Source organism: Lacrimispora brassicae (assembly GCF_054772055.1).
The window spans coordinates 1-14,449 of the sequence record NZ_BRYH01000002.1 but is presented as its reverse complement, the minus strand read 5'-3'; the positions used below and the strand labels follow the sequence as shown (position 1 = coordinate 14,449).

The 14,449-nt window shown below is 45.7% G+C and carries 10 protein-coding genes; 8 read left to right on the top strand and 2 right to left on the bottom strand.

The window, feature by feature from the left end:
• The first annotated feature begins 4 nt into the window (after positions 1 to 4).
• Both ACYVD3_RS00815 and ACYVD3_RS00810 read left to right on the top strand, forming a co-directional pair.
• A complete protein-coding gene (locus ACYVD3_RS00815; RefSeq protein ID WP_460640612.1) occupies positions 5 to 643 on the top strand; it encodes a flavin reductase family protein in 639 nt (212 codons plus the stop codon).
• Entirely contained in the window at positions 640 to 1,167 is a 528-nt protein-coding gene (locus ACYVD3_RS00810) for a shikimate kinase (RefSeq protein ID WP_460640611.1), read from the top strand. The genes ACYVD3_RS00815 and ACYVD3_RS00810 overlap by 4 nt, the downstream gene beginning before the upstream one ends.
• 89 nt (positions 1,168 to 1,256) lie before the next feature.
• Here ACYVD3_RS00810 and ACYVD3_RS00805 read toward each other — a convergent pair whose 3' ends face one another.
• Positions 1,257 to 2,936, bottom strand: a complete 1,680-nt coding sequence (locus tag ACYVD3_RS00805; protein ID WP_460640610.1) for a methyl-accepting chemotaxis protein — start codon at positions 2,934 to 2,936, stop codon at positions 1,257 to 1,259.
• A 401-nt stretch (positions 2,937 to 3,337) separates the two neighbouring features.
• Between ACYVD3_RS00805 and ACYVD3_RS00800 the strand changes: the two genes are divergently transcribed.
• The 3 genes from ACYVD3_RS00800 to ACYVD3_RS00790 are packed head-to-tail and all read left to right on the top strand — an operon-like array spanning position 3,338 to position 8,567.
• Entirely contained in the window at positions 3,338 to 4,435 is a 1,098-nt protein-coding gene (locus ACYVD3_RS00800) for a GtrA family protein (protein WP_460640609.1), read from the top strand.
• On the top strand, positions 4,428 to 6,698 hold the full coding sequence (locus tag ACYVD3_RS00795; protein WP_460640608.1) for a glycosyltransferase: 2,271 nt from the start codon (positions 4,428 to 4,430) through the stop codon (positions 6,696 to 6,698). Before ACYVD3_RS00800 ends, ACYVD3_RS00795 begins: the two co-directional genes overlap by 8 nt.
• A gap of 3 nt (positions 6,699 to 6,701) precedes the next feature.
• Positions 6,702 to 8,567 carry a hypothetical protein gene (locus ACYVD3_RS00790; protein WP_460640607.1) on the top strand — a complete coding sequence of 622 codons (1,866 nt, stop codon included), beginning with the start codon at positions 6,702 to 6,704 and terminating at the stop codon, positions 8,565 to 8,567.
• 167 nt (positions 8,568 to 8,734) lie between these two features.
• On the opposite strand, the gene ACYVD3_RS00785 is transcribed toward ACYVD3_RS00790, so the two are convergent.
• Positions 8,735 to 10,702 carry a methyl-accepting chemotaxis protein gene (locus ACYVD3_RS00785; protein WP_460640606.1) on the bottom strand — a complete coding sequence of 656 codons (1,968 nt, stop codon included), beginning with the start codon at positions 10,700 to 10,702 and terminating at the stop codon, positions 8,735 to 8,737.
• Positions 10,703 to 11,174: 472 nt separating this feature from the next.
• Here ACYVD3_RS00785 and ACYVD3_RS00780 point away from each other — a divergent pair, with 472 nt between their 5' ends.
• The 3 genes from ACYVD3_RS00780 (at position 11,175) to ACYVD3_RS00770 (ending at position 14,321) form a co-directional block, all read left to right on the top strand.
• A complete protein-coding gene (locus ACYVD3_RS00780) occupies positions 11,175 to 12,668 on the top strand; it encodes a PTS transporter subunit EIIC (RefSeq protein WP_460640605.1) in 1,494 nt (497 codons plus the stop codon).
• A gap of 15 nt (positions 12,669 to 12,683) precedes the next feature.
• Positions 12,684 to 13,331 carry an N-acetylmannosamine-6-phosphate 2-epimerase gene (locus tag ACYVD3_RS00775; protein WP_460640604.1) on the top strand — a complete coding sequence of 216 codons (648 nt, stop codon included), beginning with the start codon at positions 12,684 to 12,686 and terminating at the stop codon, positions 13,329 to 13,331.
• A gap of 177 nt (positions 13,332 to 13,508) precedes the next feature.
• Positions 13,509 to 14,321, top strand: coding sequence for a MurR/RpiR family transcriptional regulator (locus ACYVD3_RS00770; protein WP_460640603.1), 813 nt, complete (start codon positions 13,509 to 13,511; stop codon positions 14,319 to 14,321).
• Positions 14,322 to 14,449: the final 128 nt, after the last annotated feature.

Here is a 14,449-nt window from a genome sequence, read left to right as displayed (position 1 = left end):
GTCAATGAAAAAGAAGGAAACCAACGAAAATAAAAAATCCATGAAAAGCCCCAGAGTCACATGGAAGCCGGGAAACATGCTCTACCCGGTTCCTGCGGTCATGGTAAGCTGTCAGAGGGAAGGGGAATCCCCCAATATCATTACCGTGGCATGGGCAGGAACCGTATGCTCTTCCCCGGCCATGCTGTCCATCTCCATCCGCCCGGAACGTCATTCCTATGGGATCATAAAAGAAACCGGAGAGTTTGCAGTAAATCTGGTAACAAAGGATCTTGTGCGGGCCGCCGATTACTGCGGAGTGAAATCCGGCAGGGATGTGGATAAATTTGCACAAATGAAGCTGACTCCCTGTTCCCTGGAACATATCAAAGTCCCCGGAATAGAGGAAAGTCCGGTGAATTTGGCCTGCAGGGTGGTGGAAATCAAGCCTCTGGGAAGCCATGACCTGTTTTTGGCAGAGGTGGTTGGAGTGACCGTAAACAGCCGTTATATGGATGAAAAGGGGAAATTCCGCCTTAATGAGACAGGACTTATATCTTATTCCCATGGGGAATACTTTGAACTGGGGAAAAAGCTTGGAAGTTTCGGCTATTCTGTGAAAAAGGCAGAAAAAAGGCCGTCTGGCAGGAGGAAAAACAAATGATAAGTAAGCTTGATAACATTACGCTGATCGGCATGCCGGCTTCCGGCAAGAGCACGGTGGGTGTTCTGCTGGCAAAACGACTTGGATATTCCTTTGTGGACGTGGACATTGTGATCCAGGAGCAGGAAGGCTGTCTATTAAAGGAAATCATCGAAAGGGAGGGCCAGGAAGGCTTCATGGCTGTGGAAAACAGGATCAATGCCGGCCTTTCCGTCCACCACAGCGTCATTGCCCCGGGAGGAAGTGTGATCTATGGGAAAGAGGCTATGGAGCATTTAAAAGAGATCAGCACAGTGGTTTATTTAAAGCTTAGCTATGAAAGCATAGAAGAGCGGCTGGAGGATCTGGTAGACCGGGGAGTCGTATTAAAGGATGGAATGACCTTAAGAGACTTATATGAGGAACGGGTCCCATATTATGAGAAATATGCAGACATAACCATGGATGAAAACGGGCTTGATGCCGGAAAAACCGTGGATGAGCTTAGAGCCATAATGGAGGAACAGTTTGGCCTGACAACATAACAGCAGCTTTCAAAAGAAGTTACATGATACGTAATATTTTAAAGGTGTCCCAAAAGTCAAATTCCGGCTTTTGGGACACCTTTTCTGTTTTAGATCTTTAATTGGAACTTCTTCATTAAAAGCTTCAGCATCTGAGCCTGTCCGGCCATTTCCTGGCTGGCGGCAGCGCTTTCTTCCGATGTGGCGGAATTGGTTTGGATCACGCTGGATATCTGGTCGATCCCCTGAGTTACCTGGGCGACTGCATAGGCCTGGTCCTTAGACGCGGTAGAGATCTGGTATGATAAGTCTGCCGCAATTTTAGAAGACTGGACAATGCGGTCCATGGATGTTGCAGTCTCTTGGGCAATGTGGTTTCCGGATTCAATGGAAGTCAGGGCGCGCTGGATTAATGCGGCCGTGTTCTTGGAAGCTTCCTGGCTTTTGTTGGCAAGGTTCCGGACTTCATCAGCAACCACGGCAAAGCCCTTTCCTGCCTCTCCGGCTCTTGCTGCCTCCACGGCTGCGTTAAGGGCCAGGATGTTGGTCTGGAAGGCGATGTCTTCTATGGTTTTGATCACCTTTCCGATTTCCGATGATGCACTGCTGATGTCCGCCATGGCATTGGTCAGCTCCTGCATCTGGGTTTTTCCAAATTCCAGTTCTGCCGCAGTACTGCTCACCTGTAAGTTGGTTTCCTTTGCATTTTCCGCGTTCAGGTTTATGTTATTGGAAATATCATTGATGGTGGCGGCCAGTTCTTCAATGGAAGAGGCCTGCTCGGTGGCCCCCTGGCTTAAGGCCTGGGCGCTGCTTGCCACCTGCTCTGATCCTGATGCCACCTGGTCGGAGGACTGGGTTATTTTTGCCATAACATCATTTAGGGAGTCTGTAAGATTCTGTATGGAGATCTGTACAGAACGGAACTCGCCTTTAAATTCCTCCGGATCATGGGGAATATGGAAATTTCCTTCCGCCATCTGGCTTGTGGTGGTGGAGATATAATCCATATAGTAGGACAAACGCTCCATCATCGTCCTCATGCTGTCGGCAAGATGTCCCAGTTCATCCTTTGAACGGTATTCCAGCCGGCATTTTAAGTCTCCCTGGGCCATTCGGTCCGCAACCTTTTTCAGCTCATCAATGGGACGGGTGATTCCCCTTGTAATTGCGATTGCAATGATCACGGATGTAATGATGGAAATGGAGATGATGGCACCCATAATTGCAATGAATACGGAGGCCTGGCGGGAGAGCTGGGCAGATTTTATGTTTCCGCCGGTTGACTTATCCGACAGCATGGTATTAATCGTATTGGCGATTTCCGCTGCCAGGGGAGCTGCATAGCTTCGGAAAAAGGCCATGGACTCCTGTGAGGATTTTGATGCAAGCTCAATGGTCTGGCTGCGGATCTCTTCATAGGATTTCATCTTTTCCGAAAGCTGGTTGTAAAGCTCCTTTTCTGAGACTGTTTTCATCCGTGCCTGAACCAACTCCATCTTTTCGTTTATTACTTCGATCTGTTTGGCTAAGTTTTCCTTCTGTGTGGCAGTTTCAGCGTCATCTTCTGAAAAGATTATGTATAAGACTGTGGCGCGGTGGGCCTGAAACGCCTGTCCCAGGCTTCCAATATCGCCCTGGGCAAATCCATAATCCTGCAGCTCCCTATGATATTCCTCATTAACGGTCCGAATGAGCAGGATCCCAATGGTCCCGGCCAGACCTGAAAACAACACAACAATGAGAAATGCAAGAAGCAGCCGGTTCCCTACCTTTAGTTTTTTGAACATACAATTTCCTCCCTGGTTTTTGAATTATATTGCCGTAAAACACTTGATTCTGTGAACTTTTGAATAGATGTAAAATTTGACATTTTATTACATTATTATATAATATTCCAATCTTTTACAAAATTCCAAATTATGGAATTACTAATAATTATAGTTATTTTTCCGAATTTAGTCAATACAGTAGATATTGCCGTGAAAACTTTCCCTCAGGGGCCTATACAGCGGCAGAAAAATCAGCCCCCCAGCCTTTAAAAATCACAATTTTACCAGTATTAGTATGTTTTTTCCATCCACTATTCACCAGCTTCCAAAGATTGACATAATTTGCGCAAGCATATATTATTAAGCGAAAACTTTACTTTTATATGCTGAAATCGATGATGGCAGAAACGGGAGCAGAGATGAACCAGACGGAAAAACACAGCATTGTGCTGATCCCCTCTCTTGAACCTGATAAAAGGCTTCCGGTTTATGTAAAAAAGCTGGGGGAATATGGATTGTCTCATATTGTAATCGTAGATGACGGTTCTGGAGATGATTATCAGGATATTTTCAAAGAATTGGAAGAGGCAGGCTGTACAGTACTCCGGCACATGGTAAACCGCGGTAAGGGGCTTGCCCTTAAGACGGGATACCGGCATATTAAGGAAAATATCTCCGGCTATGGGTGCATTGTAACCGCGGATTCTGACGGTCAGCATGCCCCGGAGGATGTGTATAAGCTGGCAAAGGAAGCCCAGGGCTGTCCCGATGCATTGATATTGGGAGTCAGAGACTTTAAAAAGGTGGGTATACCGGCCAAGTCCCTTATTGGAAACCGTGTAATCTCCGCAGTATTTGCCGGGCTGTATGGGAAATGCCTTCCTGATACCCAGACAGGATTAAGGGCCTTTGGTCCGGAGCTTACGGGCTGGATGATGGACATAAAGGGGGAAGGGTTTGAGTATGAAACCCAGGTACTGATCACCTGTATCCGGTCTCAAATCCCTGTTCTTACAGTCCCCATTCAGACCATTTATGAGGATGAAAACAGAGGCACCCATTTTAAGGCCGTAAGGGACAGCTTAAAAATCATCCGCCTCCTTGGGTCCGATTTTGTAAAGTTTCTTTCCTCTTCCCTTGCTTGTTCCTTTCTGGATATGGGACTGGCCTGGGCACTTCTGGACTATTTGAAGCCTTATATGCAGGGGAAGGACTTTTTAAGGATCATGATTGCCACGGCAGCAGCCAGATTGGTTTCGGTGGCTGTCAATTATCTGTTAAATAAAACTGTGGTATTTAAGGACAGGCATAGCCCGGGCTGCAGCCTGATCCGTTATCTGGTTTTGTGCGTATGTAATATACTGCTGTCTTCCGCCGGTGTGTATGTACTCCATGGAGCCCTGGGATTTCATGAAAAGGCGGCAAAGCTTCTCAGTGATGGATGTTTGTTTCTCCTTGGCTATCAAATACAACAGCGTTGGGTATTTTCCCGCGCAGAGGACTGGTTCCATGAATAAAGAAGAGAAAAAACGAAATATGATTTTTATCATTTCCATGATACTGATGACGATTTATCTGGGCTGGCGTATCATATTCACCCTGCCGTTTCATGAGGGCACATGGAATCTGGTGTTTGGAATATTGCTGGTAGGGGCGGAGGCCATTACGGTATTTACCTCCTTTGAGCTTTTCTACCAGAAGATGCAGATGAACAAATTTCATTTGGAATGTCCGGAAATACCGGATGAATACTTTCCTCATGTGGACGTTTTCATTGCCACCCATAACGAACCGTCTGATATCCTGTACAAAACAGTCAATGCATGTACGTTCATGGCCTATCCCGATAAAAGCAAGGTACATATTTATATCTGTGATGACGGAAACCGGGAAGAGATCGCAGAGCTGGCCGGACAGTTTGGAGTTGGCTACCTGGGACTTGCTGATAATAAGGACGCAAAATCCGGCAATTACAATAACGCCTTAAGGAAGACCTCATCTCCCCTGATTGCCACCTTTGATGCGGATATGATTCCCCGTCATAGTTTTCTCATGAAGACCGTTCCATATTTCCTCCTTTCCAGGTTCATAAAGGAAAAGGGAAAGTGGAGGCTTAAAAAGGAAGAGGAGGCTGACAAAAAATTCCGGCTTGGATTAATCCAGACGCCTCAGAGCTTTTATAATCCTGATCTTTTCCAGTTCAATCTGTATGCGGAAGGAAATATCCCCAATGAACAGGATTACTTTTCCAGGGAAGTCAATATCATGAGAAATGCTTCCAACGCAGTCGCCTATACCGGCAGTAACACCGTCATTTTAAGGGAGGCCATGGAAGAAATAGGAGGTTTTCCTTTAAACACCATTACAGAGGATTTTGAGACAAGTGTACGGATACAGAAAGCCGGATACCTCACCTATGCAACGGATGAGATACAGGCGGCCGGGCTTACGACCACAACGGTAAAAAGCATGATTAAGCAGAGAGTGCGTTGGGCAAGAGGCATCATACAAAGCCTTCAGAACACCCACGCCATATTTACTTCCAGGCTTTCCCCGCTTGCAAGGCTTACATATCTTAACAGCTTTTTATACTGGTGGTCTTTTTTTAACAGGCTTATATTCATTATGTCCCCCATCCTGTTTGCTTTGTTTGATTATAAGATGGTAAACAGCCATTTCTGGGATGTGGTGGCACTGTGGATTCCGGCCTACTTTTTTTACAACATGTCCTTGTGCTGCTTATCAAGCAATATCAGGAACCAGAGATGGAGCCAGATCATTGACACCATATTTATGCCTTATTTGATTGTCCCTGTATTGCTGGAGACTCTTCACATACATCAAAGGAAATTTAAGGTCACAAATAAAAAGAAGGAAGGAAACGGCTTTGGATTTGCCGTGTTTGCCCTCCCTCATGCGGTTTTACTGGCCTTGTCCGCAGCCGCCCTGGTACGTTTTGTCCATGGAAAATACGGCTGGGCATTATTCTACAGCAGCATTATCCTGTTCTGGATTACTTATAACATGGTTTCCTTGTTTTATGCCATATTTTTTATGCTGGGCAGACGTGCTTACAGGAGCAGTGAAAGGATCAGGGCGGAGGAAGATATCACCATAGAGTATATGGCCTTAAGCTATAAAGGGAAGACAGCAGACATTTCCGAAAACGGATTAGCCTTCTGGTCGGAAAAGCCCATTTACCTTCCGGAAAATGAAACTGTGAGATTTGAGATCACCACAGCCTTCTATAAAGCAAGGCTTAAAGGAACCATCGTTTACGTGAAAGAACAGAATGGAGGCTGGCGGTATTCCGCAGCCGTTGAGGCAGTTGATGACGGAAACAAACGCCAGTACATGCAGATCATATATGACAGGCCCCATTCTCTTCCAAAGCAGATGGATTTATGGGTCACCGTCTATGACGATATGGTGAGGAATATAAAGCAGAGGCTGAAACAGCCGTTTTCAGATAAAAGGAAGATGCCCAGGATCCGGCTGGACAGGCAAATTGCTTTTTCAAACGGGGCCGTCTGCAGGCTCATGGATTTTAATTACCGGTATTTTTCAGTTTCCGATTTTAATGATAACGGAAACCGGGAAGATAAGCTGGTCTTTGAGACAGAAAGCGGGATTTCCCTGATTCTGAAACGGACAGGGATATACATACGGCGTTCATCGGTGGAGCTTTTGTCAGTTGTGAACATAAATGAACTCATTCGGAAAAACCAGATCAACCAGGTTTTGGATGATCTGACAAACACAGATAAAAAAGAGGGGTAAAGGATGAGCGTTATAGTCCATAGTATCATGATAACGGTGCTTTTGTGCTCCCTGTCCGGTTATATGATGGTTACAAGGGCAAAGCTAAGGTTTCAGGCGGAATTCATTCCTGCTTTTGTCTGTTCTGCCATTGCCTGTGCCGTTTATTTTTTCGGTCTGGCCGGTCTTTTGCTGCCAGGATCGGCTGCCCTGTTTGCCTCAGGGATCCTTCTGTTTTTCGTCTATGTATCAAGGCTGGTCAGGGTAAAGTCATATAGAAATTTCCGCCTTTCCCTGTTTCACACAGGGTTTGCCCTTGGCAGTCTGTTCTTTTTTCAGTTTCTGATGAACAGCAGGCTGATCCATTACGACAACTTTTCCCACTGGGCCATTGTAGTCAAGCAGATGCTCAGCACCAATGCATTTCCCCATGCAGCATCTGCTCTGATCGATTTTAAAAATTATCCCCTTGGTACCTCCTCGTTTCTGTACTATATCTGCCGTTTCACCGGAAATTCCCAGGGGATGATGCTGGCCGCCCAGGGGCTTCTGATTTTTGCCTGTTTTTATGCCATGTTCGGGGTGATCAGGGAAAAGAAACGGTTCCTGCTGTTTGCTTTTTTGGCTGCGGGCTGTTCCCAGCTTTCCGTATTTAACATTACCATACGGATCACCAGCCTGTTGGTTGATTTTCTTCTTCCTATATATACTCTTGTGTTGTTTGTGATGATATACAGATATCAAAGGGAAATAAACAAAGCCTGTATCAGCATCATACCGGTAGCTGGGCTTTTAATGATCATAAAAAACACCGGGGCCGTATTTGCGGGAATCGGGTTTTTGTATCTGATCTATGTCTGGTTAAAGAACCGGGACAAGGCTTTCTGGAAAAACGGGCTGAAAGTGCTTCTTTCTGTTGGGGCGTCTTTTATTCCATATCTGTTATGGAACCTCCATATGGCGGCGGGCTTCCAGGGGATAGAAAATAAGTTTGAGGTTTCCGCCAACAGCCTCCGAAGGGTTTCCGCAGGGAAAAGCTCGGAAGAGATACACCAGATCATGGATCTGTTTATGAAATCCGTGTTTGATATCACCAGCCGCCCTGCCATGGGGATTCTGGGCTTTAACTTAGCAGCCATAATGGCCAGTGTGTTTGCGGCCGTCATATTAAAAAAAAGCTGGAACTTATGGAAGGCGCTGATTGCATTAAACCTGGTTCTTATAGGATATTATCTTGGCATACTTGGGCTTTATATTTTCTCCATGCCTCTGGATGAGGCTCTTCGGCTGGCAGGGTTTGAGCGTTACGCATCAAGCATTGTTGTTTTGTTTGCCGGAGGGCTGGTGCTATGCGCAGTTGTTGATATTGAAAATTCGTTTTATTATAGATCCGGTGAGCTGCCGGGCTACAGGGCCTTTAAAACCGTGGAGAACAAGGACCGGTATCAAAAGGGCATCCTCTTTTTTACGGCTCTGGCAATCATCCTGCTCATGTCGGAATACAACGGCATGAAGACCATAGGGGGTACCTATAAAACCACCCTGCCTTATAAGGTGTACCAGGTTACAGGGGACCGGTGGTATTCCGGAGGAAGGGTGGATGAAAGCAGGTATTTATTTTATGCATCGGATAAGGACGGTCAGGTAACGGATTATTACCTGCAATACATAGGGAAATACATGCTTTATGCTCCCAATGTAGATGGAATTTGTGCCTTTTATGAGGACAACCTGATCCATCTTTTAGGCAGCTATGATTATCTGGTTATGGTGGAAAGTGATTTGGAGGCAAAATATCTCCTGAAAAAGTATTTCGGCGTCTTTGGGAAGGAAGGGATTTACAGGATCAATCATTCCCCGGAAGGATTGACGATTGAGATGGTTCAATGATGATCTGAAAGCAAGTTTTTCTGTGAGTCTGACAAATATCTGTTATTTTTTCAAGTCCATATATAAAGAGAGTGCTGCTTCATTAGAAGTGATGATGACTGATTGGCCATTAATCATCGTTCCTTATGAAGCAGCACTCTTTATTTGTTTATATCATTACTCATGGATCAAAACCGGAACTGCTCCATAAGTCCCTTTAAAATCTGGGCCTGGCCGGAAAGCTCTTCGCTGGTGGCTGCGCTTTCTTCTGCCGTAGCGGAATTGGTCTGCACCACACTGGATATCTGGTCGATTCCCAGGGCCACCTGGGCGATGGAGCTTGCCTGTTCCTGGGAAGCTGCGGCGATTCCGTATATCAGGGAAGCCATTTTTTCAGAGGAGGCGGCAATCCGGTCCAGTGAAGCCGCTGTTTCCCCGGCGATGTCTGTTCCCTTCTGCACCGAATGGGCAGAGCTTTCAATGAGGCTGGCAGTATTCCTTGATGCCTCTGCACTTTTTGATGCAAGATTGCGCACTTCATCGGCAACCACGGCAAATCCCTTTCCGGCCTCACCGGCACGGGCGGCTTCCACTGCCGCATTTAAGGCCAGAATATTGGTCTGGAATGCGATGTCTTCAATGGTCTTTATGATTTTACTGATTTCCCCGGAGGTCTGGTTGATCTCGTTCATTGCATGAGTCATTCTCTTCATCTGTTCTTTTCCGTTTTCCAGATGAGAAGAGGTTTCTTTTGCCTGGAGGGTGGCCTCTTCAGCACTTTTGGCATTTAGGTCAACATGAGAAGAGATCAGGCTTATGGTGGCTCCCAGCTCTTCCACAGAACTGGCCTGCTCCGTGGCTCCCTGGGAGAGGGCCTGTGCCCCTGCGGAAACCTGTTCTGCGCCAAAGGCTACTTCCTCGGCGGACTGGCTGATCTTTAAAAGCGTCTCACTAAGCCCTGACCGCAATTGGGTCATGGCCTGAAGGATCCCGCCAAATCCTCCCGTATAGGCGGATTCACAGGTAGAAGTTACGGTTAAGCTGCCTTCTGCCATTTCATTGAGAATATGATCCACATCCCCGATGATCATTTTTAACCCATCCACCAGCTCCCGGGTGGCTCCTGCCAGCACGCCGGTTTCATCCTGGGTGGAGATTTCAGGAACAGGGGAATCCAGGTCACCCTGTACCAGCCTTTTTAAGCGTTCTGCACAGGCAGTTACGGGATTTCCGATTTTTCCTGCCAGGACAATGGATATGATTCCGGCTATAAACAGTGCTGCTACAAGCAGTACCGCTGAAATGACAATTCCGGTCATGGTGGCTCCCATAAAGTCAGTCATGGGCGCTTTAAGACCGTAGCTCCAGCCGTCGGTTCCTTCAATGGGGGCATAAGCCAGGAAGTCCTTTACACGGCCCCTGTTGTAACGGCCAAAGCCGCTTTTTCCTTCGGTCATTCCTTTTTCAAGAGCGGCCAGGGCTGCCAGTCCGGGATCTGTCTTTGCAAGGTCCTGGGTATTTGTCACATTGGTTACCCTCTCCATATCCACATCGGCAATGATCCCGCCGTTTCTGTTCAGTATGTAGGAGCTGCTTCCCTTACTCACCTTTATGCTGGCAACGATATCATTTAAAAAGGTCTCAGTGGGGACAAAATATACGACGCCGACTACTTTGGTATCCGGAATTCCCTTATCCCACAATGGGGCAGATATTATAATGGTAAGCTGTCCTGTGACCTTGCTGATCAGAGGATCGGAAACCACTGTCTCGCCCTTTATGGATTTTAAGAAATAATCCCGGTCAGAATAGTCTTTTCCATCGAATATGCTGACTCCGTCTGTTCCAAGTATGTTTCCCCTCTGGAAACCGTGGGTCTTGGCCTTCTGGTCCATGAGGATTTTTTTATCCTCCACACTGGTTTCCGGGCTGGAAAGACGGTTGGTGCTGCCGACTTCATAGGCAATATTTTTATAAATATCCAGCTCTTTGGAAACCCGCTGTGAGGCGGTGCGGGCCAGCTCCGTCATGGTCTGGTTCATGGTCCCGATCATGCTGGAATAGTTTAAATAAATGCTGGTGCCTCCCACTGCACACAGGGAAAGAAATACTGTCAAAGCCATGCTAAGCAATATTTTTGTTTTTATACTCTTCATTATCATTTCTCCTTTGTATTCCGCTTAAGCCAGAAATAACTGGAACTGACAGCGTAAATTCATTAATTTAAGTATACTTTATGTTGGTAAAAATGTCTAATTCCTTTTCTAATTACTATGTAAAACATCAATAGACAAATGATTTAAGGAATAGTAAAAGCCCGAACAGGTGTAATTCTTTATGAAGAGCTTGACACAGAAAGAAAATAACGGATTTAATAAAATGTCTGACTTAAAGAAGACGGTGAGAATTGTACGTTTGCAGATGATTATAAAAAGAATAAAAAAAGCAGAATATTCTTAAAAAATGAGGAAGCAGCTTAGATTAATAAATAGGTCAAGTATTAAAATAATTATTATTAAAAATATATTGACTAAAATTATTTTATATAATATAATGAAAATACCTAAATGATATAAAAAGTTTAAATGATAATTGTGCAATATGCACGTAAAGAAGGGGGTATTTTTTATGTTTAAACAACTGCAAAAATTGGGTAAGGCATTTATGCTGCCTATCGCCATACTTCCGGCGGCAGGTCTTCTTCTGGGAATAGGCGGTGCGCTCTCTAATCCAAACACGGTGGCTGCCTATCCGTTTCTGAATATTTTTGCACTCCAGGCCTTATTCACCGTTATGAGCAAGGCAGGAGAGGTAGTATTTGGAAATCTGGCGCTGATTATGTGTATTGGTCTGGCGATAGGCCTTGCGAAAAAAGACAAGGGAACGGCAGGACTGGCGGCTGCGGTTGCGTTTCTGGTTATGAATGCATCAATCGGCGCATTACTGTCCGTTTTTAATCCTGATGGAAGCGCCATAGACACCGGAGTTGTGGGATCAATTGTTATTGGCTGTATGGTTACCTATTTCCATAACAGGTACCGCAATATTCAGCTTCCGGCATTTCTGGGATTTTTCGGAGGTTCCCGTTTCATTCCGATTATATCATCTTTTGCAGCAATCTTTGTTGGCACCGTATTCTTCCTGATCTGGCCTCCATTTCAGAAATTACTGATCTCCAGCGGGCAGACCATCGCAGGCATGGGAGTATTTGGAACCTTTTTGTATGGATTTTTGATGAGGCTCTGCGGGGCAGTGGGACTGCATCATATGATCTATCCCATGTTCTGGTATACAGAATTAGGCGGAGTTGCCACTGTGGCCGGCCAGCAGGTTGCAGGCGCTCAGAAGATTTTCTTCGCCCAGTTGGCTGATCCTAATTTTACAGGAATGTATACCGAGGGTACCAGGTTTTTTGCCGGCCGTTTTGATACTATGATCTTTGGTTTGCCGGCAGCATGTCTTGCCATGTATCACTGTGTACCGGTAAAACGCCGCAAGATGGTATTTGGTTTATTCTTTTCAGCAGCGCTGACATCCTTTTTAACTGGTATTACCGAGCCCATTGAATTTATGTTCCTGTTTGTAGCTCCATGGCTGTATGTGCTCCATGCATTTTTGGATGGCCTGTCCTTTGCCATTGCAGATCTTCTCAGCGTGCGTATCGGCAATACATTTTCCGGCGGGATCATTGACTTTACCTTGTTTGGAGTTTTACAGGGCAACGCAAAAACCCACTGGATCTATGTGGTGGTTGTAGGCGTTTTTTGGGCGGCTCTTTACTATCTGCTGTTCCGTTTCCTGATTACAAAGTTTAATATCCCAACTCCAGGCCGTGAAGAAGGGGAAGATGACGAGATTGCTGTAGAAACAAAGGGCACAATAGCCGAAACTGCGGTTCGTGTGCTTGCGGCTCTGGGAGGTAAGGAAAATATTGAGGATTGTGATGCCTGCATCACCCGACTGCGTGTGGCTGTAAAGGATATGAGTAAGGTTGACAAAGACGCTATCAAGCGGGAAGGAGCAGCGGCCGTTTTGGAGGTCAAGGGAGGTATCCAGGCAATATTCGGAGCGAAAGCAGATTTAATCAAGTCAAAAATAAATGAAATAATCGGTGAGGATTAAGGAGATGTGTTACTTATGAATAGAGGTTTAATTGTATCCTGTCAGGCTCTTCCAGAGGAACCCCTGCACAGTTCGTTTATCATGGGACGTATGGCAGTGGCGGCAAAGGAAGGCGGCGCAATCGGTATTCGTGCCAACAGTGTTGAAGATATCGAAGAGATCAAAAAGAATGTGGATCTTCCGATTATTGGAATTATCAAGAAAGTATATACAGAGGGAAAGCCCTTTATAACGCCCACATTTACAGAGGTGGACGCCTTGGCTAAGACCGGCGTGGATGTGATTGCAGTGGATGCTACCATAAGTCAGGATGTGGAATTTCTCCATCAGCTCCATGAAAGGTATCCCCAGCAGAAATTTATGGCGGATATTTCTACGGAAGAAGAGGGCTTGCGAGCGGATGAAATGGGATTTGACTTTGTGGGCCTGACCCTGCTGGGATATACGCCTCAGTCTCAGGGACTGGATAAGTTTCAGGTGCTTCAGTCTCTGATTGCAAAGTGTAAACACCCTGTCATTGCAGAAGGAAATTTCAACACGCCGGAGCAGGCCGCTAAGGCTATCCAGCTAGGCGCTTACGCAGTGGTGGTGGGAACAGCGATCACACGTCCTCAATGCATCACCCAAAGATTTGCCGAGGCAGTATCAAAGGTTTCTAAATAAATTTATGCCGCCCTTCCTATGGCTTTCTTGGAAAGCTTGGGAAGGGCCTTTTTTGTCTTTCTGCGGAACCTTTTTGTTTTTTTATTGTGATTATGATATAATATGAGCACTTAGTGAAATATTTGGCGGGCTTAGTGTTTTGGATAAAATAACAACAAAAGTACAAGGGGTACCAATATGGATATACTAACATCAATTCAAAAAGAATATCAGACGTTTACAGATAAAGAACGAAGCATTGCAGATTATATTCTTCAGGAGGGCAATAATATCCGTAATATGAATATCTCTGTGCTGGCTGCCACCGTGGGGGTTTCTGACGGCACCATTACCCGATTCTGCAAAAAGATAGGGAGCACATCCTTTGCAGAACTGAAAATCCAGATTGGGAGCGCAGGGGCAGGAAACAAAATTGCCCACTCCAACGACCTTGTAACGGAGGTTTATGATTTTTATAAAACCGTAATTGAAAATTCTAATAAGATGATGGATATGGAGGCGCTGGGGGATCTGGCGGACCAGATCGTTCAGGCAGGAAATATCTATGTTTTTGGAGTCGGGTCCTCGGGGCTGACTGCCGATGAGACCATGCTTCGCCTGTCACGAATGGGATTTCATGTGCAAAGCGTGACGGATTCCCATTTGATGCTGATTTACAGCTCTATTTTGGGAGCCGGAGATCTGATAATCGCAATTTCCATATCCGGTGAAACCGCTGAGGTTGCCAATGCGGTCAGGGTGGCGAAGCAGAATGGGGCAAAGGCCATCTGCCTGACCAGCTTCACCAACAGCACCATCGCCCAATGTGCGGATTTTTGTTTTCCCGTAGTAAACCCCCTGTTTGTTGACCAGGAAAGGTTTGTGAACAGCCAATTATCGGCGCTTTATGTGATCGATCTTCTTTGCCTGGTTCTTTTAAGGGATGAAACAAGAAAGAAAAAGATGAATATTACGGTGGAAACCATTGTCAAGCAGTCCCACCTGAAGTAAATTGTATTATATGACTTCCTGGATGACCGGAATCTGCAGTCCAATTATTTTTATGCCCAGGTGATTGTTGTATTTGAACCTTTAATGAGTCGGGTGTTGGAAGAACTGGATTAGTCCGGTTCTTCTTT